Origin of the sequence: Bacillus sp. JJ1609 (assembly GCF_036967045.1) — a bacterium.
Classification (GTDB): Bacteria; Bacillota; Bacilli; order Bacillales; family Cytobacillaceae; genus Mesobacillus.
Genome location: NZ_JBALSS010000036.1, coordinates 1 through 20,681, shown reverse-complemented (window position 1 = coordinate 20,681; position 20,681 = coordinate 1). Strand labels below are relative to the sequence as shown.

At 40.1% G+C, this 20,681-nt stretch carries 21 protein-coding genes and 1 pseudogene; 14 read left to right on the top strand and 8 right to left on the bottom strand.

All coding sequences use genetic code 11. The features are described from left to right. Window positions 1-107: 107 nt before the first annotated feature. The 4 genes from V7654_RS21560 (at window position 108) to V7654_RS21545 (ending at window position 3,220) form a co-directional block, all read left to right on the top strand. The gene (locus V7654_RS21560) at window positions 108-1,121 is read left to right on the top strand and encodes a TRAP transporter substrate-binding protein (RefSeq protein ID WP_335432900.1); all 1,014 of its coding nucleotides are present in this window, start codon (window positions 108-110) and stop codon (window positions 1,119-1,121) included. A 14-nt stretch (window positions 1,122-1,135) separates the two neighbouring features. After that, the gene (locus V7654_RS21555) at window positions 1,136-1,651 is read left to right on the top strand and encodes a TRAP transporter small permease (RefSeq protein ID WP_335432899.1); all 516 of its coding nucleotides are present in this window, start codon (window positions 1,136-1,138) and stop codon (window positions 1,649-1,651) included. Beyond that, window positions 1,651-2,928, top strand: coding sequence for a TRAP transporter large permease (locus V7654_RS21550; protein WP_438825333.1), 1,278 nt, complete (start codon window positions 1,651-1,653; stop codon window positions 2,926-2,928). The genes V7654_RS21555 and V7654_RS21550 overlap by 1 nt, the downstream gene beginning before the upstream one ends. 103 nt (window positions 2,929-3,031) lie before the next feature. Next, entirely contained in the window at window positions 3,032-3,220 is a 189-nt protein-coding gene (locus tag V7654_RS21545; protein WP_335432897.1) for a 2-hydroxymuconate tautomerase family protein, read from the top strand. 151 nt (window positions 3,221-3,371) lie between these two features. On the opposite strand, the gene yfkAB is transcribed toward V7654_RS21545, so the two are convergent. Beyond that, window positions 3,372-4,508: a radical SAM/CxCxxxxC motif protein YfkAB gene (gene yfkAB / locus V7654_RS21540; protein WP_335432896.1), complete on the bottom strand. Its 1,137-nt coding sequence runs from the start codon at window positions 4,506-4,508 to the stop codon at window positions 3,372-3,374. Window positions 4,509-4,870: 362 nt separating this feature from the next. Between yfkAB and V7654_RS21535 the strand changes: the two genes are divergently transcribed. Beyond that, on the top strand, window positions 4,871-5,761 hold the full coding sequence (locus tag V7654_RS21535) for an acyl-ACP desaturase (protein ID WP_335432895.1): 891 nt from the start codon (window positions 4,871-4,873) through the stop codon (window positions 5,759-5,761). 51 nt (window positions 5,762-5,812) lie between these two features. On the opposite strand, the gene V7654_RS21530 is transcribed toward V7654_RS21535, so the two are convergent. Beyond that, window positions 5,813-6,349: a J domain-containing protein gene (locus V7654_RS21530; RefSeq protein ID WP_335432894.1), complete on the bottom strand. Its 537-nt coding sequence runs from the start codon at window positions 6,347-6,349 to the stop codon at window positions 5,813-5,815. Between the two features lie 362 nt (window positions 6,350-6,711). Between V7654_RS21530 and V7654_RS21525 the strand changes: the two genes are divergently transcribed. The 3 genes from V7654_RS21525 (at window position 6,712) to V7654_RS21515 (ending at window position 8,422) form a co-directional block, all read left to right on the top strand. Continuing rightward, window positions 6,712-7,236, top strand: coding sequence for a DinB family protein (locus V7654_RS21525; RefSeq protein WP_335432893.1), 525 nt, complete (start codon window positions 6,712-6,714; stop codon window positions 7,234-7,236). Window positions 7,237-7,310: 74 nt separating this feature from the next. Continuing rightward, window positions 7,311-7,538 carry a hypothetical protein gene (locus V7654_RS21520; RefSeq protein WP_335432892.1) on the top strand — a complete coding sequence of 76 codons (228 nt, stop codon included), beginning with the start codon at window positions 7,311-7,313 and terminating at the stop codon, window positions 7,536-7,538. Between the two features lie 209 nt (window positions 7,539-7,747). Beyond that, window positions 7,748-8,422, top strand: a complete 675-nt coding sequence (locus tag V7654_RS21515) for an HAD family hydrolase (RefSeq protein ID WP_335432920.1) — start codon at window positions 7,748-7,750, stop codon at window positions 8,420-8,422. Between the two features lie 52 nt (window positions 8,423-8,474). Here the strand turns inward: V7654_RS21515 and V7654_RS21510 are convergent, their stop codons facing one another. Beyond that, the gene (locus V7654_RS21510; protein WP_335432891.1) at window positions 8,475-9,410 is read right to left on the bottom strand and encodes an acetamidase/formamidase family protein; all 936 of its coding nucleotides are present in this window, start codon (window positions 9,408-9,410) and stop codon (window positions 8,475-8,477) included. 115 nt (window positions 9,411-9,525) lie between these two features. Then, window positions 9,526-10,371, bottom strand: a complete 846-nt coding sequence (locus tag V7654_RS21505) for an STAS domain-containing protein (RefSeq protein WP_335432890.1) — start codon at window positions 10,369-10,371, stop codon at window positions 9,526-9,528. Window positions 10,372-10,600: 229 nt separating this feature from the next. On the opposite strand from V7654_RS21505, the gene V7654_RS21500 reads away from it, so the two are divergent. After that, complete coding sequence (locus V7654_RS21500) at window positions 10,601-11,032, top strand: hypothetical protein (RefSeq protein ID WP_335432889.1); 432 nt, start codon at window positions 10,601-10,603, stop codon at window positions 11,030-11,032. A gap of 115 nt (window positions 11,033-11,147) precedes the next feature. On the opposite strand, the gene V7654_RS21495 is transcribed toward V7654_RS21500, so the two are convergent. Further along, window positions 11,148-11,366, bottom strand: a complete 219-nt coding sequence (locus tag V7654_RS21495; protein WP_335432888.1) for a hypothetical protein — start codon at window positions 11,364-11,366, stop codon at window positions 11,148-11,150. 224 nt (window positions 11,367-11,590) lie between these two features. Here V7654_RS21495 and V7654_RS21490 point away from each other — a divergent pair. Together V7654_RS21490 and V7654_RS21485 are read left to right on the top strand one after the other, a co-directional pair. Beyond that, a pseudogene (locus V7654_RS21490) lies at window positions 11,591-11,819 on the top strand (DUF3977 family protein). 91 nt (window positions 11,820-11,910) lie between these two features. After that, complete coding sequence (locus tag V7654_RS21485; RefSeq protein ID WP_335432887.1) at window positions 11,911-12,300, top strand: YybH family protein; 390 nt, start codon at window positions 11,911-11,913, stop codon at window positions 12,298-12,300. A gap of 177 nt (window positions 12,301-12,477) precedes the next feature. On the opposite strand, the gene V7654_RS21480 is transcribed toward V7654_RS21485, so the two are convergent. From V7654_RS21480 to V7654_RS21470, 3 genes are all read right to left on the bottom strand, one after another. Then, a complete protein-coding gene (locus tag V7654_RS21480; protein WP_335432886.1) occupies window positions 12,478-13,935 on the bottom strand; it encodes a M20 family peptidase in 1,458 nt (485 codons plus the stop codon). A 62-nt stretch (window positions 13,936-13,997) separates the two neighbouring features. Further along, window positions 13,998-15,269: an MFS transporter gene (locus V7654_RS21475; protein ID WP_335432885.1), complete on the bottom strand. Its 1,272-nt coding sequence runs from the start codon at window positions 15,267-15,269 to the stop codon at window positions 13,998-14,000. 105 nt (window positions 15,270-15,374) lie between these two features. Beyond that, a complete protein-coding gene (locus tag V7654_RS21470; protein WP_335432884.1) occupies window positions 15,375-16,682 on the bottom strand; it encodes an alkaline phosphatase family protein in 1,308 nt (435 codons plus the stop codon). Window positions 16,683-16,965: 283 nt separating this feature from the next. Between V7654_RS21470 and V7654_RS21465 the strand changes: the two genes are divergently transcribed. The 3 genes from V7654_RS21465 to V7654_RS21455 all read left to right on the top strand — a co-directional run bounded on the left by V7654_RS21465 (window position 16,966) and on the right by V7654_RS21455 (window position 20,628). Next, window positions 16,966-19,212 carry an FUSC family protein gene (locus tag V7654_RS21465; protein ID WP_335432883.1) on the top strand — a complete coding sequence of 749 codons (2,247 nt, stop codon included), beginning with the start codon at window positions 16,966-16,968 and terminating at the stop codon, window positions 19,210-19,212. Window positions 19,213-19,309: 97 nt separating this feature from the next. Then, window positions 19,310-19,852, top strand: a complete 543-nt coding sequence (locus V7654_RS21460; RefSeq protein ID WP_335432882.1) for an HD domain-containing protein — start codon at window positions 19,310-19,312, stop codon at window positions 19,850-19,852. Between the two features lie 104 nt (window positions 19,853-19,956). Further along, on the top strand, window positions 19,957-20,628 hold the full coding sequence (locus tag V7654_RS21455; protein WP_335432881.1) for an NAD(P)H-dependent oxidoreductase: 672 nt from the start codon (window positions 19,957-19,959) through the stop codon (window positions 20,626-20,628). Window positions 20,629-20,681 lie beyond the last annotated feature (53 nt).

Sequence of the window (20,681 nt, the reverse complement as noted above, 5' to 3'; positions counted from 1 at the left end):
ACCCAAAAAAAGTGACTATAATCACAGTAGAGACAGCTTGGGAAAATTGTAATCCAGCATAATGACAGCGTTTACATGTGTTATAAAAAGAAAAAGGGGTGCGAGAAATGAAGAGATTAAGGAATTTAGGGCTTACACTTTTAGTCTTTGTGCTAATTTTAACGACTGCTGCATGCAGCAGTGACACGGACGCAAAGCCTGCGGCAGGATCTGGTGAGAAATATACTTTCAAGCTTGCGCATATTACCCCAACTGATCATATGTGGCATAAGGCTGCTGAGAAGTTTAAAGAAGAGCTTAACAAGCGTTCTGATGGCAGGATGCAGGTTGAAATTTACCCGTCAAGCCAGTTAGGGACTGAAGCAGATATGGTTCAGCAGATTTCTTCAGGTTCTGTTGACTTCGGTTTCATTACAGCTGCTTACATGAGTTCACGTGCTCCGGCTTTTACTGCGTGGTTTGCGCCTTATGCATTTGAAGACCTGGAAGCTACAAACGCTGCACGGGACACTGAAGTAGCAAAGAAGATTCTTGGTACTTTGGATAGCCAGGGAATTAAAGGATTGGATTACGTTTTCGCTGGCAACCGAGTTATGCTTTTCAAGGATAAGGAAGTAAAAAAACCTGAAGACATGAAGGGATTATCTTTCCGTGTAACGCCAAGCCCTCCGCTGCAGGATTTTTACAAATCTATGGGAGCTTCTCCTGAATCATTGCCGCTTCCTGAAGTATACGCTGCAATCCAGACAGGTGTTATTGATGGAATGGACATGGATTTAGATGCAACTATCACGAATAAGTATTATGAAGTTGCCAAATACGGTGCTGTAACAAACCACATGGTTTGGCCAGCTGTAGCGATGATGAATAAAGGGAAGTATGACAAGATGTCAGATGCTGATAAAAAGATTATTGATGAGTCGATTAAAGCGGCGGCTGACTATTCTGCAAAAACTCGTGCAGCACAAGAAGAAGAGTTTAAGAAAACACTTAGCGACAGTGGTATGAAAATCTATGAAATCGATCAAAAATTATTCGAGCCGTATATTAAGCAATTCGATGAAAAGTATGGTTCAACAGATCCTTTAATCAAAGAATTCATGGACACATTCCGCAAGTAATTGGAGGGAAATACGTGACCTACCTAAGCAATTTGGTAGCCAGTTTCGAAAAGAAACTGGCTATTATCCTCATGTTTGCAATGGCGGTTATAGTGACTGCTGCAGTTATCTTCCGCTATTTATTTAAAGTGCCCCTATTTTGGGCAGGAGAAATATCAATTTTTCTATTGATTTACATAACGTTTATCGGTGGCAGCCTTGGTTTGAAGTATAAAACACAGGCATCTGTAACGCTGGTTACAGATCTGCTGCCAAATAGCATCCAAAAGGTAGTTGGAATCATTGCCCATGTTTTTATGCTTCTTTTTATGGCATTACTGCTGTTTTACTGCTTTAAATGGATTAGTTCGCCAACAGTAGCGATCCAAAAGTCGAGTGCAATCCTGCTTCCGATGTGGATTCCGTATTCGATATTACCGATTGGCCTACTTTTTTCAACCATTCATTTAATCAGTAATCTTCTGGAAATTGCTAAGGGTCGTAACATTAATCATGTTTCTGAGGTTTCGAAGGAGGGTGAAGCCCTATGATGGTTCTGGTTGTTGCTGCCTTTTTTCTATTTTTATTAATAGGCATTCCGATTTCATTGGTCCTTGGGATGACGACAATTGTGTATTTTTTAGTGACAGGCAATACTATGCTGCTGGATTCGACACCTCAACGGTTGTATTCTGGAATGGAAAACTTCGGGCTGCTTGCGATTCCGCTCTTCATGCTAACAGGGGAATTAATGAATAGAGGCGGGATTACGAACAGGCTGGTCTTATTTGCCCGCACGCTAGTTGGCCATGTTCGCGGGGGGCTTGCATATGTTACGGTCATTGCTAATATGTTCCTTGCTTCAATTCTAGGTTCTGCGAACGCTCAGGCAGCGATGATGAGCAAGGTCATGGTTCCTGAAATGGAAAAGGAAGGATATAATCGGGAATTTGCCTCGGCAATCACACTTGCATCATCGATTGTGGCACCGATTATTCCGCCGAGCATGATCTTCATCATTTATGGTACTCTTTCCGGTACATCCATTGGCGGACTGTTCATGGCAGGTATCATTCCCGGAATTATTTTCGGGCTTGGGTTTATTGCATTAATTGCCTACATGGGCATCAAGCATAATTTTCCGCGGAGTGAGAGGGCTAGCTTTCAGCAAATATGGGATTCTTTTATAAAAGTTATGCCTGCGCTTTTAGTGCCAATCGTCATTACCGTTGGTATTTTAAGTGGAGCGTTTACAGCGACGGAATCTGCTGCCGTAGCAAGTTTTATTGCTTTTATCGTCGGACTATTTTTCTATAAGGAGTTAAAATGGAATCATCTTGGACCTATCCTTGTTAACACGGTAATTGGTACAGCAACGGTGACATTCCTGATTGCCATGGCCAATTTATTTGGCTGGCTGATTGCGTTTGAGCAGATTCCGCAGCTGATTGCAAACTCGATGCTGTCCATTTCAGATAATCCATTTGTGTTCTTGCTCCTGGTGAATTTGTTCTTACTGTTTGTTGGTACGCTGCTGGATGGAATTGCTGCGTTGATCATACTCGTTCCGGTGTTCATGCCATTGGTAACAGGTTTTCAGATCGACCCGATTCACTTCGGCGTTATCATCTGTATCAACCTTACAATCGGATTGCTGACACCACCAGTCGGAACCGGACTATTCATCGTATCATCCATAGCGGAAGTGAAATTCGAACGGTTAGTTAAGGCCGTCGCACCAATGCTCCTAGTAGGAATTGTTATGCTATTCGTGGTTACTTACTGGGATCAGACGACATTATTCATTCCTAGATTACTAGGATTTTAACACTCTAAAGCACTGGGGGTCAGACCCCCGGTGGAGCAACGCGGTGAAGCGGCGGGGGTCTGACCCCCTTTGGTGTAATGCGGTGAAGGAATGAGGGAAAGGGATGCCGATTATTCAGGTTCAGGTGCTTGAGGGCCGGAGCGATGAGAAGATCAGGGAGCTGATTGCTGGTATAACGGATACTGCAGTTAGGACTCTTGATGTGAAGCCTGAGCAGGTGAGGGTGATTGTCCAGCAAGTGCCTGGGAAGTATTGGGGTGTTGGCGGGGTTACGAAGGATATGGAGTATTGATAAGTAGATGAATAAAGATCCCAACTCTTTTAAAAGGAGTTGGGATTTTTTCGTTTTTAGGTGAATATCGCCAATAACACAAGATGCGCAATTCTACTAATGACGAGAGCGATGCTACTGAAAGCATCGCTCTATTTTATTTCATTTATAATTACAAGCTGCCAGCTTTTTCTTTGCTGATCTTATTTTGAAGTTTACTAAAATCATAATCTTTATAATAACTATTTTTAACTAATATATTCGGACCAAGGCACGAAACAGCTGGGCAATGGCAGCTTAGCTCTTTGGACAGTTCGGATGCCTGCCACTTATCAAAGGCCTCTTGCAGGTTAGTAGTTTGAACATTTCCCAGTGGCGGTGTATCGCCAAAATCGGTAACGATAACATCGCCATTAAAAATATTTACATTCAAACGGGAACGGCCGTCTGGATCATTGCGTACCGTTACATTTTTACTGTTATACAGACGTTCCAGAAGGCTTAGGTCGTCTGGGTTATGGCTGCATGCATAGAATGGCAGAGTGCCGAATAACATCCAAACATTTTCATCTCGGACATCGAGCAGATGATGGATGGCTGACCTGATTTCCTCTAGTGTTAACACTTCCAAATTGCTTGCAAAATCGCTAGGGTACATAGGGTGCACCTCATGTCTTTGACAGAGCATTTCATTTACGATTTGATTATGTATTTTTTCTAAATGAGGCAATGTCCGTTTGTTTAACATTGTTTCTGCAGATACCATTACTCCTGCCTTTACTAGGTCTCTGCTATTTTCTATCATTCTCTCAAAATATTTTTCCCGCTGTAGATAATCTGGCTTTTTCTCCATTCTTGCGAATCCGCCCTCGACGAAATCATCGACGGTTCCCCAGTTGTGTGAAATATGTAATACATCTAGATAGGGAATGATTAACTCATATCGAGCTAAATCCACAGTTAAATTAGAATTAATTTGTGTACGTACACCTCTTTCATGAGCATACTTTAAAATTGGAACGACATAATCTTTTACTGATGTAAGCGAGAGCATCGGTTCTCCACCGGTAATACTTAAGGATCTTAATTTTGGAATTTCATCTAGCCTTTGCAGAAGCAATCCTAAAGGAAGAGCTGCCGGGTCCTTCGGTTGAAGAGTGTAACCTACCGCACAATGCTCACAACGCATATTGCAAAGAGTCGTGGTAGTGAATTCAATATTAGTAAGCTGAGGTTTGCCATATTGTTCAATATCCATATAGGCTTCCCAGGGGTCATATTGGGGGGTGATCTTTTTTATGGCTGTCATGATTAACTCCTTAGAATCTGTATTAGAAAAACCATTCTATTATAGCTGATTTGGTGTGATCTTTGCTATTCTCTATAAGGTATTTTGAATTGAAGGATTTAATGTACTTTACATACAAAAGTTGAAAGTCATTACCGGTTCTATGGACAATTTGTATCTGTTCATAAAACCATAATCCAAAGGTACTATTTATTTAATAACAGAGACTCATCAAAGTAAAGTTCAGAAAAATATGATATAATAAATTTAGTAACAGGTCATAATACCAACTTATTAATTAGCGAACAAACGCTTTAACGCATCACCGCCTCGGGGGTCTGACCCCCAACGAGTTAATGCGTTAAATTGATGGAGGGGCTATTTTGTTAACGAATCATTTGGATTTTAGACTGGAACCTAGGATTATGGAACTGTATGAGGAGCATAAGCTGCGTGCTGAGAAGGTTGACTGGGGTTATCATGAGTTTCTGCCGTGGGATAAGGGTATGGATTTTAGGAGAGTGCCATGGGATGAAAGTCAGGTAACATTGCCTGCGCCAGTGATCACAGCGATAGAAACAGCACTTCTAACCGAGGTGAACCTTCCTTGGTTTACATCGTACTTAGATCAGACCTTTAAAGGTTCTTTGACAGTCATCAAGGATTTTGTCCATACGTGGACAGCGGAGGAGGATCAGCATTCAAACCTGCTGGAAACTTATCTCTTACTTACTAGAAATGTCGATCCTATGAGGCTTCATCAACTACATAAAATGACGCTTGAAAATGGCTGGAATCCTAACTTCCATACGCCTTTCGAGACAATGGTTTATACCTCTATGCAGGAGCTTGCGACAATGGTGTTTTACTACAATGTCGCTAAGGTGGCTGGTCCGCATGACAAAGATCTTTCTTCACTTCTGAGGCGCCTTGCGAAAGATGAAACCTTGCATTATGCTTTCTATCGAGATGTGATTAAATACCATCTCGAGTTAGAGCCGAATTATTGCTACTACTTGGGCAAGGTTATCATGAACTTCCAAATGCCAGGTGCTGTAATGCCAGACTTTGATAATCGTATGGCAATCATTGCAAAAGAGGCAAACTATGGACCGCTTGAATATTTCGATCAGGTGCTTGATGTGATCATTGATTACTGGGATATTGAAAACTTGAGGCCCATCGCTCCAGAAGCTGAGAAGGCGAGACTTGATATTTTGAATTACCATTCACGTTTGAAGAGGGTTAGGGACAGGTTCTATAAAAGTAAGTAGTGACAAAAGAAACAGCAGGGGATCCTGCTGTTTCTAATCATTTTACCGAGCTTACTTCAAATTCTCATAGTGCTCATTAAACACCCTAAAAAGCCTTTCATCGCCACCTCGGTCGGGATGGAGCGCTTTCAGGAGTTTTTTAAACTCTTTTTTAAGAGCCAGTCCGTTAGAATCGGGGTTTAATCCTAACATTTCTTCATAATGAAAAGAATTTGTCCCGGCTGCTTCGATCTGGGCGTTCAGCATTTTTTTCAGTGTTCTGACCTTTGATTGTTCAATATGTATACGGGTTTTTAAAAGTTCTAGTTCATCTGAAAGCTTTCGGTTTTCATGTTTGGATTTCTCAAGCTGTTCAGTAAGGCTCTCGGTATGCTGTTGAATGATGAAACCGGTGAGATCCTTAGGATTAATATTGTATGATGCGTTCCTTCTTTGTGGTATTTCAGCCTTGATTTTCCCTTCATTAATCCATCTCAAGACTTCTTCTTCGCTGGCTGCAATGCCAGATATATTCAGCTGTTCTACAGCAAGCTTTATATTCATCGTTTTCACTCTCTTTTTATAAAATAAATCAGACAAGTCTATCATATCATTATATTTTTTCAGAAAAAGAACAGCCGTGTGACATTGTATTACAGCTTAGGAAATATGATTGAATTAAACTGAAAACTTTTTTTAATTTTATCCGTAAACTGTAAACTTGAAAGGAAAATTGAGGATTTTCTGCAGATTGAGCTAAGTAAATTTAAAGTCAAGGAAGGCAAGTCAAAGCAGGTTGATGAAGGGATGGAACTGTTAAGTCAGTATATGGCTCAGGTGCTTTTATCCCCTTAAGGATGAAAAGATTTATATAGAGACCATTTTTCGCGAAAAGAATAGTATCGGACAGTTTCTTTACTAGTATTCGATTCAGTATCCATACAAGATTCATAAAGTAAGGAGTTGCAAAAATGAATTTTAACCTTAAAGAAGCGATTGAAATACTGGAACGAACGCCTCAAACAATGGAGCTAATTTTATCGGATCTTTCTGATGGATGGCTGCAATGCAACGAAGGTGAGGGAACCTGGAATGCCTCTCAAGTGATTGATCATCTCATTGAGGCAGAGAAAACCAATTGGATTCCCAGGCTTGAATCCATTTTACAAGAAGGAGAAGAGCAACTATTTCCTGCCTTTGATCGCTTTGCCCATTTAAAAGAAAGTGCACCTTATTCAATGAATACTAAGTTCCTTGAATTTAAAGTATTAAGGAATGAAAATATAGCTAAACTAAACTCTCTAATCATAGATGAACAGCAGCTTGAATTGACGGGATTACACCCTGAATTCGGAGAAGTGAAGGCAAGGGAATTGATTTCAACCTGGGTTGTTCATGATTTAACCCATATTTCTCAAATTGTACGGGTAATGGCTCAAAGATACATGTTGGATGTTGGGCCTTGGGAGTCCTACTTAGGAGTATTGAAGAAGTGAGCATTTAAGCCTTTTCTAAAAAATGAATAAACAAAACTTTATGGTTAACCCTATTAATAAAAAGGAGATTAACCTTGAAGCCATATGAAATGAAGAACCTGATCATAGATGATGAATCGAATGGTGATGAACATGTTACAGCTGATTTTTCACATCAAAATGAAGATTACAGTATTACTTTTAACAAATCCGACCTAGAAATGGTGAACGCCTGGGTCTTTAAGGAAGGAACATCTTTTCCAGCGAATTTGACTGATGACTTGATTGAAATGATAAGAGAAGATTTAAAGAAAAAAATCTAGTCCTCGACTAGATTTTTTTTATTGCATTTCAGAAAAAGTTCAATAAAAATTTCCCCAGTAAAAAAAAGCTTTTTCACGATCATCCTAGTTCCGTTTGTAATTTAATGGAATAATTATCAACGAGTATCATTTTTCATACTTTAAAAGATACATGAAACGTTTCTGCCTAAAAATCGTCTGAATTAATGAGGAAAGGGAGGTTTACAATGATTTCTGCGATTATTTTTGATTTTGATGGACTGATAATTGATACGGAAACTGCCTGGTACGAGGCATTCAAGGAAGCAATGAACTTTTATCAGGCTGATCTGCCACTCAGCGAGTTTGCAAAATGCATAGGTACAGACGATACAGCTTTGTATGGATACATCAAGGAAAAGCTTGGCGAAAGCTGTAACATTGATGATATTAAGAAGAGGGCATATTCAATACATAAAATTAAAATGGTGGAAGCAAAGGCTCGTGAAGGCGTACAGGAGTATTTGGATGAAGCAAAAGCTTTGGGATTAAAAATCGGTCTCGCTTCTAGTTCTTCGCGTGAGTGGGTCACTCATTTTCTTAGAGAGTTGGAGTTATTGAACTATTTTGAAGTGATCGTCACTAGAGATGATGTTGAAAAAGTAAAGCCAGCACCGGAATTATATATAAAAGCGTTAACAGATTTGAGAATCGATTCTAAAAATGCAATTGCTTTTGAAGATTCTTTGAATGGACTGACAGCAGCAGTGGCAGCTGGGTTAAGATGTATCATTGTCCCCAATCCAGTAACGGAAACATTGAGTTTTGAAAAACATGTGCTGCGGCTGAAATCAATGGCAGAAAAAAGCCTGGTTGATGTCATTAAGCATATAGAGGACCAGGATAACTGTATGCTGATCGTTTAATAAGAAAAGCCCCTGTTTTATCACAATTCCGGTGATTGAACAGGGACCCATTTTATCGGATTGAACCATGTGGTAAAACTGCATGGACACCTTTTACACCGTTAACTACCTGTGTGACCCTCAGATCAACTGCCACACTTGCAAGGGCTAAGGCTTCTGTTTTTTCAATTTGGTAGGTTTCACGTATTAATTCGGTCATTTCGTTAAGAGCCTGTGCGGCTGCAAGGTTTAAATCTTCATTGAAACCAAAGGTAACCCAGCCGGATGGAGTGAGTGCCCTTGGCATGGTGAGCTGAAGGTCATCCCTTAAGATCAGGGTGATATCGACTAAATCCATTGGGCATTCTATCGCAGTGCCGGATACTTCTCCATCTCCCTGAGCAGCATGTCCATCACCGATAGAAAAGAGAGCTCCTTCAACTGCGATTGGAAGAAAGAGGCTGCTTCCTCTGCCCAGTTCTTTGCAATCAAGATTTCCTCCACAATAGCGGGGAGGAGAGGTAACATGCACACCCGCTTCTGCAGGAGCAACCCCCATTAATCCAATGAAAGGGTTGAGGCTAACATGGAACGGTCGGATACCGATATGAGTAGTACCTGTCATCGTCTTTGTGTTTAATTCCCAATCCAGACGGATTCTCTCTGAATTTGTTAAGCCAAGGTTATCATTTTGCCAGCTTGATTTCCCGCCTGCCCAATTTTTTCCGTACCAGCCAGGGACTATATCATTCAATTTTACTTCGAGTACCATGCCCGGTTTAGCATCAGCGATTTTAATAGGACCGATCATCGGATGACGAGGGTCTGCCTCTTTTACTTTGGATTTGAAAAAAACTCTTTCTTCTCCATTTGATTTGGAATAGCCCCATTCAATATCAGGAGTTTGCATTCTGACGGTATCACCAGATTGTACAGTTAGGATAGGTTCGTATTCATTACTAAATGAGCCGTGCAGATTTTCATTTTTTATTTCAATGTTATGTATCATCACTCAAGCTCCTTTTAGATTTAGGTATAACCATATTGTAGCATCTTTTTCGAAAGGCGAAATAGTAGTTTTCGTGCTGTGAAAGCTCGATAAAAAAGAAAAAACATCCTTAAAATTAAGGATGCATTTCAGGTTGCAGATTTTTTTGAATGTATTTTATCGCGTGATGCAGACTAGAGAAGGTCGAGATTCCATCCAGCCTAATCCCAAGGTTAACGATGGTTTGGGCGATTTCTGGGCGGATTCCCGTTACAATCACATTAATTCCAACTAATTTAAGACCATCGATTACCCTTAAAAGGTGGCTTGCTACCATTGTGTCAATGATGGGCACTCCGGATAAATCTATGACGATATGTTGTAAGTCAAGACCAGTACCATATTGTAATGCTTTATCCATTAGTTCCTGGGATCTCTTCGTATCGATATCACCAATGATCGGAAGAACGCCAATTTCTTCAGTTACACGTACGATTGGTATGGAAAGTTCTAGAGCTGTTGCTTCTGCGGCATAAATTCTTGAGGCATAGGTGTTAGAATAAGATAAACTGAGCCAATATACAGCCCGGTCAACGACTGAATCAAAGCGGGAAATGATTTCATAAAAGTCAGGAAGGGAAAAGTTATATTTAATTGCTTCTTCTTTTATAATTTCACCAATTGTATTTCGATAAAAACGAACTTCTTCAATTGCTAGATCCAATGGCAACTCCAAATTCACTAGGAGATGTACACTATCTAATCCCCAAAATTTTAAATTTTCATAAGTTTTATTTAAGTCTTCATTGATAGAGCTCGCGAATATCATTATGAGATTTTCCCGCCAATTGCGGAGAGAGTCATCTATATTAATAGAATAATTGTTTTCATCTGCAATATATCTCTGGTTAGCCAGAGTTTCTTTTAAGCTGTTCAATTTAGTAGAGATTTCTCTAAGCGGAATTTTGATTGATGTATTCAAAATCTACCTCCTAAAAAAGTAATTTTTATATTATTTATTATAATTAGAGAATAATTAAAAATAAATATTTTTGCATAATTTGAAAAAAATAACATTTTTTCTAATATTTTTTTTTAGGCTTTGCTTAGGTTAATTCGAGAAAATAATCATGATAAAATGGAATAAATTATTTAAATGATTGGAAATGGAACTTCAAACCTGAAATTGCTTTCGAGAGGAGGGACATGAGTTGAATTTTGCTCAAATAGTTAAGGCAGGGATGGCAGGGATCATTTCGGGGGTGATCCTGGGTCTCATTTTAAAAATAGTAGAATACATAACAAATCTGAAAGTATATTTACTGCTGCTGAATGTTGAATATGTTCCTGTGCTAAAAAACTATGAAATCCCAGAGGCGGGGGAATTTGGAATTCATCTGGTTATTTCTATTCTATTAGCTATATCAATCCAAGCTTACATGCTGAAAAAAGCTTGGGGGATCAAGAGGAAGGAGAGATTCACAGTCTTTCTTAGCATCGCAGTCGGGGTGCTCCTATATCCAACCACCATGTTATCCGAAAGAACCCCCGAAATCACCAGCATATACGCATTCCTATTCTGGATAAGCGCCCATGCTCTATACGGATGGATACTCGGTACAATGCTAAAGAAAGCAACTTAATAAATTAAAGCGTTAATACACTGGGGGTCTGACCCCCAGTGCGTTAATGCGTTAAACCGCCGGGGGTCTGACCCCCGGCGGTTTAATGTGTTAAAGCAAAATGAGCAAACTTTTTTTATCTTTTTTTCTTGTTTGTTAGGTCAAGTGGTTGTTTGTTTTTAACGATGGCTTCTAGGGCTACTTGTACGTGGATATTCTTTTCATCGATGGTTGTGACGCTAGTTACTTTTGCTTTTCGGCCTTTGATTTTTAAATCCTGGCCTTCTGTTGGCACGGTCCTCAGCAGCTGAGTTAATAACTGGTTTTTGTTTTCGAAGAAATGGACTGCGAACATAGTATTCTCCCCTATATCATTATTTTTTAAAAGACACGTAGTCTCTTTGTAATAGAATATTAATTCAGAGAGAGTTTTAGACCAAAGTGCTGAAAAAAATAGTTTAAAAGTAGTAATCTTCTGCTATCACAATATTTGATTTCTCGCTGCATTTATTAAAAGAGGAAAAGATAGAGTTCTGAGAGAATTACATTATCTAAGTGCTATTTGATAGGGGGTTTATAATGAAATACATAGAATTCGGTCTAGGGAACACATGGGTCATGAGGACAAAAATGGCACTGAATTTGAAGAGAAGGGTATAAAGGGACCGATTAAATTTCAGTCGTTATCATAAGAATTTGGATCGGCAGAACAGTATACATATTAGATTTGAAAGAAGGATTTAAACGAGTACGTAAAAAACGTAGTGAAATTAAGATTATATTAGGCATAGCTAGTTCTGCGAATTGAGAATGGATAGCAAGTTACTTTTATTGTGTTAAGGGGCATATAGTTGGAATGATATAAATAATAGATAAAAAGCGAGCAAGGGGGTATAGAGTTGGAACACGAACTAAAAGAAGTTATTAAGAAGTGCGACATTGCAATAAAACAGGAAGATTTTGATACGCTAATGAATTACTATACCGATGATGCGATCCTGGTTGTAAAGCCGGGAATGATTGCAAGTGGTAAAGCGGAGATTAAAAAAGCATTTATTGCCATTGCAAAGTATTTCAATAATAGTCTTGTGCCGACTCAGGGGGCAATGATTATTTTAGAAGCAGGAGATACTGCGTTAGTCCTTTCCCAAACATATTTGGATGCTGATAAAAATGAGGAACAGTATTCAATGGATAGAAGAGCGACATATGTTTTTAAAAAGAATTCCTCAGGAAATTGGCTTTGTGCAATCGACAATTCATATGGCACAGACCTAATAGATAACTAAATTAAGAATTTATATTAAATGTCTTCTTAAACTAAAAGCCGTCAATAATAATCGATTAAACAAATGAAGCAAACTCGTCATTACTGAGGCGAGTTTGCTTTTTTATATACCAATATCAATTTAAATTCATATTCTTCAGCACAAATGTAAATGTCAAACTGAGCTTTTCTTATGATTCTATTTACTTTCTTTCATAACCTCCATGTAAAATTTAATAGCGTTCAGGTAGTTCTCAATGCTAATGTGCTCATTCGTCCCATGCATCCTGCTCAGGTCTTCGGATGTTAGCTGTACCGGTAAAAAACGATAGGTATCTTCTGCAATAATGTCATAATGCCTTGCATCCGAGCCTGCGAACATGAGGTATGGCGCGATGACAGCGTCCTGATAAACATTTTTGGCACTCTGCTGAATGGCTTTGAAATGCCAGCTATTTACAGAAGAAACGCCAGATGCTTCATTGCCGGTGATTGTCACCTTAATATCCTCATCATCTATCGTCTTTACTATGAAATTTTTCACATCGTCCAATGAATCTCCTGGCAGGAGGCGAAGGTTAATAATTGCAGTCGCTTGTTCCGGCAGTGCATTGTACTGCTCTCCGGCCTGAAAAATCGTTGGTGCGATTGTTGTCCTGATTAAAGCGGCTGATGCAGGCTGCTTTAATAATATTTTTTCAATTACTGGCTCAAAAATCGTCTTATTGGCAAATACATATTTCATCCCGAAGCTCATTTCTGGTGCTACAAAATTAAATAACTCCTCTCCAGCGCCTTTCAGGTCTGCAGGAAATTGGGTTTCCTCAAGCTTTGCAATTGCTCTGGCAATCCTGCCGATATTCGTCTCGTTTCTCGGCTGGGAAGAGTGGCCGCCGCTTCCTTCAATCGTCAGCTCTGCCGTTGCTGAACCTTTCTCGGATATACCAACAACCCCGACAGGCTGGCTGACACCTGGCACCATGTTTTCTACAATCGCGCCGCCTTCATCGAGAACGTATTCAAATTTAACTCCCCTGGATTCTAGCTCACTGACAATTTTGCTTGCACCTTCGTCTCCGCCAATTTCTTCATCAAATCCGAACATGAAATAAAGATCTCGTTCGGGCTTATAGTTTTCTTTCAGCAAGTTTTCTGCTGCTTCAAGAATGCCAATAACCCCAATTTTGTCATCCAACGTGCCGCGTCCCCAAATCTTTCCGTCAACAACCAATCCTGTAAAAGGTCCTTGTTCCCATTTAGTCTCTGTTCCTTCCAAAACAGGCACGACATCATAATGGCTAGTCAGACCAATCGGAAGCTTACTGGAATCTGTTCCTTTCCATTTAAAAACAAGGGCATACTTATTCACCATTTCTAATTCGAGTTTGTCATGAACAAGAGGGTAGCTTTCTTTTAAAAATGATATAAAACGGTCAAATTCAGTAAAGTCAAATTTGCTTCGATCTTGGTAGGAGATTGTTTTAAAAGTAATGGCTGTGGAGAGGTTTTGAATTGCTTTATCTTCGTCTATTGTCATTCCAAAAGTTTTGGGGACAGGCTGAAGTGTTTTTAAAGTTAGAGTGTTAAACAGGGTGACAATCAAAAATAAAAGAATGAGACCACTAATTATTGATAGAACTAGCTTGATCTTTTTCATGTAAGAACACCTCTTAAACTCAAAATTTATGAAAAAGCCTCTGGAATCCCAGAGGCTAATCACTATACGATTTCAGGTGCCTGATTTTCTGCTTCTGGTTCTGGTACGAAGGCAAGGATCACCATACCGATAACGAACAGGATCACTAGACTGAAGACGCCCATGCTTGAATTGCCTGTCAGTTGTGCTGTCAAACCGACCATAAGCGGCCCCATGATGGAAGCGAATTTTCCAAAGATGTTGTAAAAGCCGAAGAATTCATTTGCGTTCGCTTTTGGCACAAGCTTTGCGAAGTAGGAGCGGCTTAATGCCTGAATGCCACCTTGTGATGTCGCTACCAGCATTGCAAGGATCCAGAAGTCGGTTGTAGTTTCAAGGAAGTAAGCGTAAATACAAACAATGACATAAATGAAAATGCCGACGTAAAGCATTTTTTTGCCGGTATATTTCTCTGATAATTTTCCGAAAAGAAGCGCGAATGGCCATGCGACGACCTGTGTGGCAAAAAGAATGATTAATAGATTAGTTGAGCTGATACCTAAATCGGTGCCGTATGCAGTAGACATCGTGATAATCGTACCGACACCGTCAATATAGAAGAAATAAGCTAATAAGAATAAAAATAATGCCTTGTATTTCCGGATTTCCTTAAATGTTTTGGCCAGGCGTTTGAAGCTTTGTAAAACCAATTGAGGTTCGCGCTCGATATAATGTTTCTGATGGACATTTTTAAACATAGGGATCGAAAAAATTCCCCACCAAAGGGCGGTAATGATGAAAGCCGTTTGGCTAGCTACGGTGGTGGAAATAGGGAGGACCTTTGTCTGTGCTAAAATTATTATCGCAATACTGATGATAAAAGGAATCGTACTCCCGATATAACCCATTCCATAACCACGAGCAGAAACTCTGTCCATACGTTCATCCGTGGTCACATCGACGATAAACGCATCATAGAAAACATTCGAACCGGTCGATCCCAGAACGGCGAGTGTATAGATGACTAACATCATCAGCCAGTTATCGCTCGGGACAAAGGCCAGCATTGCTGTAAATGTGACACCCAGTGTGAAAAAGATCGTGAAAAAGCGCTTTTTCATGCCTTTGTAGTCGGCGATGGTACCGAGTATTGGACCAATCAATGCTAAAATGAAGGTCGCAATCGCAATCGTGTAGCCAAGATAAGCTGTCGAGTTGGACAAGCTAACGCCGGCATTTGTGGCTGTTGCTTTGTAGAAGAGAGGAAAAACAGCCGTCGAAATGATGATCGAATAAGCGGAGCTTGCCCAGTCATAACGGATCCAGCTGCTCTCCTCTTTCGTAAAACCTTTCATTGTTTGGCCCCCAGTAATAAATATTTTTATCATTTTACTAATCTCAAATTTCTAGTCCAAATGACCATTTTCCTTCTTGGACTTTGAATATCCAGGCGAAACCAACTATATATCCAAAATTCCATCTACAATGCGACCATCTGTATTTCCAAGGTCAAGGCCTAGCAGCCGCGCGAATGTTGGTCCTTCGTCAACTAGGTGCATGGAACGGACTTCAATTCCTGGACGAATTCCTTTTCCTGCTGCGAAGAAGACGGTGTGGTAGCCTTCCTTTTCAGGGGAGTATCCATGGCAGGCGTAGGTATATTTCTTCGTTTTTGCATCTTGTTCGGTTACTTCTTCGATGTAATCGCCGTCAATTGCTTCGCTGAAATAATATCCTCGTGCGGCTTCAAGCATTCTGAATGCATTGCCATCAGCACCTTTGGCATTGGCTTCCTGGCCTGTAATGATTGTTTCGATCCCGTTGCCACTATCTTTCATCAGTTCTGCTAAAAGCTCGGCAACAGCATTTTTCGCTGCATGGTCGTTCTCATTCTTCAAATAAATATAAGCCGATCCGTCGCAGCTTTTGCAATAAGCTTTCCAATCGGTTACTTTGCCGGCTGCATTCGTTTGGATAAGTCCTCGTTCTCTAAATAATACGTTCATTTTGATTACTTTAGACTCATCAAGTGCGCTGTGATCGCCAAGAATTGCAACGGTTGTCTGATCATAGATACCAGCCTCTTTAAGCGCCTTGATAATCCGGCCTAAACGTTCGTCATGACGGCATAGCGCAGCATTAGCTTCATCTGATGAAAAACCATACATATGCCGCTGAGAATCAAGATCTACAAAGTGAATCAACATCAAACCTGGTTTCTTTGTCTTGATTGTTTCGACTGTTGATTCAAGAACGAAATCATCCAGCTCAGGCTGGCTGAGCCCCTTGCGGATGTGTCCAAACTTTGAGTTCATTTTAAGCTGGTACAATGGAGTACCGTTAAAAAGTGAAACCGGAATCTGATGATGCCATGGCCTGTTTGCGAAAATCTCCGGCATATTGAAGTCGATGTCCGCTTTTGCAGTGACAGGCCATAATAAGGCAGCTGTCTTTATTCCAGCATACTTAGCTTCATCGTATAGGGTTGTCCCATTGACATGATGTCGATGCCAGTACCAGTCAGGAGAAGTTCTTCCTGGCTGGATGAATGTATTGTTCACGATGCCATGCCGGTTTGGCAGGTTGCCAGTCACGATTGTTGCATGGCACGGATAGGTAACAGAAGGGTAGATTGTTTCGACTTTCGTGCAATATGAACTTTTGTCGATAAAATCTTTGAAATTTGGAAGCTCCCTGAGCGAAGGAACATCATGCTCAGAAAGGCAATCAAATGAAATAACGATCAAGTGGTCTGTAAGTCTAGTCATAGCAGCCTCCAAATAAGTCGTTCTATAGTATTAATATAGCAGAAGATTCTGGAAAAACAGAGAGATTTATGCACATATACTCATATTAAGGTAGGATGTTTATTGAACTTTGTCTTAATGGGTCTTTATTAATCATAAAATCTCCTTTCCATTTTTGGCGGATACACTTTTCACATACTGCATTTTTGGGTAAAAATAAAAGTGGACTTACCTTAAATTTGGAATAGTAAATAAATGAATGTTAGAATGAAAAACTAGTTCATTAGAAACGAGTGGTGACAGAATGAAGGACTTACATAGAAAACACCACTGGCTAGGGAGAATTTTAGCTTCTGACCCAGGAAAGATTCATTTGCATAAAGCTGGCAGAGCAACGATCAGTCTAATTGCTTCCGTGTTTACAACCCTTTTTATTTTACGAACAGTTGGGCTTGCGCTGATCACTCCGGCAATTGTCTCAGGTGTAGTCGGAATGCTGGGCATCATGGTTGTAATGGACGACACATTGAATAAGAAGAAGCTAACCACATTACTCCTCGGAATTTCTGCCATGATCGGTATTACGTTGGGCTCTGTATTTGCTGGGAACTCATTTTACATAGATGTTCTGTTAATCCTCTCTATATTTGGCAGCTTTTATTTGTCTCGATTCGGTGTCCGCTATTTCTCACTTTTCATAATTGGATTTATAACGGTCTATTTTTCATCCGTATTGAAGTTAACAGCTGATCAGCTGCCATGGTTTTTTATGGGTATTTGGATAGGTGTCGGATATGCATTTTTGGTTAACTTTCTACTTTTTCAAGCTACGGCAAAAAATTTAAAAAGAAGCATTCATTCCTTTCATATCCAAAGTAATCTTACTTTTAACCTTTTAATAAAAGGTATTCAGGAAAATGGCTTGAGCGATAAAGAGAGGGAGAATCTCAAAAAAAATGTCCTTAAGCTGAGGGAGTATGCGATTATCGTTTCTGGTTATATAAAAGATGAGGATGTCGAGGAGCTCTGGCCCGGCTTGAAACCTGCAGAGCTGCGCCTATATGTATTTGACACTGGCATGTTGATTGAAACTTTGGCTGATTCGATTCAAAGATTGAAAAAAGCTGAAGCTCTTGAAATTGACGAATTAAGACGCTTGCTCGTTTGGGTGATGGAGGCTCTCCGTGATGCCGAGGTTCTGGCTAATCATTATCAAAATCAGAATCTGCAAGAGGCTGAACTGGCTGTACAGGCACTCAGACTCCTAATCATCGATTTGTTTAATCGCGAAGAGAAACCGGAGGAATGGCTATTTTTAATCCGCCGGATTGAATCAATAGCCAACCATGTGATTGAAGGGGCAATGACAATCCAGCAATCGCTTCATAGCGAAAAGGTTATTGTAAATGAAAATAAATTAAATATGGGTTCAGAAGAAGCTGAAGCGGAAAAATATATTTATGAGAAGATGGATGAGGCAACAGATCATGTGGCAGAAAAAGATTCCGAGGAAAGTGTTGATGTTAATAAAGATCAAGGTCTTAAACCTTCAACAAAAAAAGCCTATCAGGCGTTGATTGCAGGTATATTATCGGTCATTGTTGGCCAGTTCATTTCTCCCGCGCAGCCTTACTGGGTCTTGCTGACAGCGTATATTGTCCTGCTTGGTACAGAATCGATTGGCCGGATTTACACCAAGGGAGTCAGGCGCTCTGTTGGCACCGTAGCTGGAGCTGTGATAGGGTTTGTCATGGCTAAAATTCTTTCTGGTCAATCTGAGCTCGAAGTCATCATGATTTTTGTTGTAGTATTCTTAGCATTTTACTTTATTGAAACATCCTACACTTTGATGAGTCTGTTCATAACGATGCTGATTGCCTTTATGTACGACCTTTTGCTAGGAGGAATCACTTTTTCACTGATGAGTGCTCGTGTACTTGACACAATTGCCGGTGCTGCTATTGCGTTTGGTGTTTCGATGGTTATTTTTCCGAAAAAAACAAAGACAAAGGTATCAGAAACTGTAAATGATTATTTAGAGGAATTAAAACCGTACGTAACAGAGTATGTAAAAAGTTTTAGAGAAGAAGTGAACGTGAAGGAGCTCTCCAAGAGTGGGATCAACTTAGACAAAAAGTTGAAAATTATTATGGATGAGGCCGAATCGCTTTTGCACCTTCCTGGGTCTCCGAGTGATGCTACTATAACCAGGTGGATTACGGTGATGTCCGCGATCAACTATTATGCGAAACATTTGGTCGCGTCGTCCTATCGGAAGGGATTTAACTACCCTGATGAATTGATAGACAGTTTTAAGCAAATCGAAGAAAAATTGGAGCTTAATATTGAGTTAATCATTTCACTTCTAAAAGGAGATGAAAACGATGGAACCGTTTATGGATTGGAAAAAGAACGGGAACAGATTGAGCGGCTTGCTCCAACCAGGAAACAGTCCCATGGTGACTTGATCCATCACCTATATTATGTGTGGCGTATAAATAAATCGCTTGTGGAGCTAGGAATGGAATTAGACGCAGGGAAGAAGCAGTGATGCTTCTTCCTTTTCTTATGATTCTAAGTTAGGAAGGGATTTCCTATTAGAAAGCGAATATTATTCCTTTAACAGGCTGAAATAGGAGGAAGCATAATTGAATTTAAGTGATAAAGCATTGCAGATGGCAGCAGTGGCCCATGAAGGCCAGTACCGGAAAAGTACGAAGATCCCTTACATCGCCCATCCGGCAGCAGTAGGGTTGATTTTGCAAAAAGCGGGTTATAAGGAGGAATTGGTCGCTGCAGGAATTTTACATGATACGGTTGAAGATACAGAGATTACATTAGAGGATATTAAAAGTGAATTTGGAAAAGAAGTTGCCGAAATAGTGGAAGGATGCTCAGAGCCAGATAAATCATTATCTTGGGAGGAACGGAAAGAGCACACGATTGAGTATTTAAAAACAGCTCCTGAAGACATTCGCGTAGTTGCCTGTGCTGATAAGCTTCATAATGTAAGGTCGATTTTTCAGGATGTTGAAAGGGATGGAGAGGAAGTCTGGAGCAGATTCAAGCGGGGCCGGAAGCAGCAGGCGTGGTATTACAGGAATGTCATTGAGAGCCTCGACGTGGAATCGTCTTTTCCGCTGCTGGAGGAATTGAAGGTGGAAGTGGAGCGTTTGTTTCCTGAGGTTTAATTAAATTCTTTCTAGATTGGTATATTAGACATTTTCTAATGATATCCAAAAAAAAGATATTTTACAAAAACAGTTTTAGAAAAAACTTTAAGGAAGATGTCCAAGTGAATATATTAATCGTGTTTGCGCACCCTGAACCGAAGTCTTTTAATGCAGCTATGAAAAATACTGCTGTCACTACATTGATGGAGCAAGGCTATTCTGTTCAGGTATCAGATTTATATGAAATGAATTTTAATCCGGTCGGGGGCCGGGGAGACTTTTTGCAAATGAAAAATCCCGATTACTTTAATTATCTCGTGGAACAGTCCTTTGCATCGGATACACAGGGGTTTGCCAAGGATATTGCTGACGAGCAGGCGAAAATAAACTGGGCGGACCTTGTTATTTTCCAATTCCCGCTTTGGTGGACGGATCCTCCAGCCATTTTAAAAGGCTGGTTTGACAGGGTATTAGCTTATAAATTCGCTTATGCTGGCGGCCATCGGTTCGAAAATGGCTTACTAAAAGGGAAAAAGGCAATGCTGTCCATTACGACCGGTGGATCACCTGATGAATATGGGGAAGGGTCGCGAAAAGGCCCCTTATTAGAGCGCTTGTATTCAATTCATCACGAGAAACTATTTTATTGTGGATTTGAAGTGCTGGAGCCATTTGTAGGCTGGGGTGTACAGAGTTTGTCAGAAGAAGAACGAGAGCTTTTATTGAAGGACTTTGCTTCTAAGTTAATTGCGATTAATGAGGTTCCTGCTTTGTCGTTTTATCAGTCTGTTTAAAAAACAACCATTTAAAATGCTAAAAGACAAAACCGTCTTTTAGCATTTTAAAT

Bases quoted from the DNA above. Each gene is read 5' to 3' on its own strand.
- V7654_RS21560 (WP_335432900.1), top strand. From the start codon at position 108: ATGAAGAGATTAAGGAATTTAGGGCTTACACTTTTAGTCTTTGTGCTA.
- V7654_RS21550 (WP_438825333.1), top strand. From the start codon at position 1,651: ATGGTTCTGGTTGTTGCTGCCTTTTTTCTATTTTTATTAATAGGCATT.
- V7654_RS21545 (WP_335432897.1), top strand. From the start codon at position 3,032: ATGCCGATTATTCAGGTTCAGGTGCTTGAGGGCCGGAGCGATGAGAAG.
- yfkAB (WP_335432896.1), bottom strand. From the start codon at position 4,508: ATGACAGCCATAAAAAAGATCACCCCCCAATATGACCCCTGGGAAGCC.
- V7654_RS21530 (WP_335432894.1), bottom strand. From the start codon at position 6,349: ATGATAGACTTGTCTGATTTATTTTATAAAAAGAGAGTGAAAACGATG.
- V7654_RS21525 (WP_335432893.1), top strand. From the start codon at position 6,712: ATGAATTTTAACCTTAAAGAAGCGATTGAAATACTGGAACGAACGCCT.
- V7654_RS21510 (WP_335432891.1), bottom strand. From the start codon at position 9,410: ATGATACATAACATTGAAATAAAAAATGAAAATCTGCACGGCTCATTT.
- V7654_RS21495 (WP_335432888.1), bottom strand. From the start codon at position 11,366: ATGTTCGCAGTCCATTTCTTCGAAAACAAAAACCAGTTATTAACTCAG.
- V7654_RS21480 (WP_335432886.1), bottom strand. From the start codon at position 13,935: ATGAAAAAGATCAAGCTAGTTCTATCAATAATTAGTGGTCTCATTCTT.
- V7654_RS21475 (WP_335432885.1), bottom strand. From the start codon at position 15,269: ATGAAAGGTTTTACGAAAGAGGAGAGCAGCTGGATCCGTTATGACTGG.
- V7654_RS21470 (WP_335432884.1), bottom strand. From the start codon at position 16,682: ATGACTAGACTTACAGACCACTTGATCGTTATTTCATTTGATTGCCTT.
- V7654_RS21465 (WP_335432883.1), top strand. From the start codon at position 16,966: ATGAAGGACTTACATAGAAAACACCACTGGCTAGGGAGAATTTTAGCT.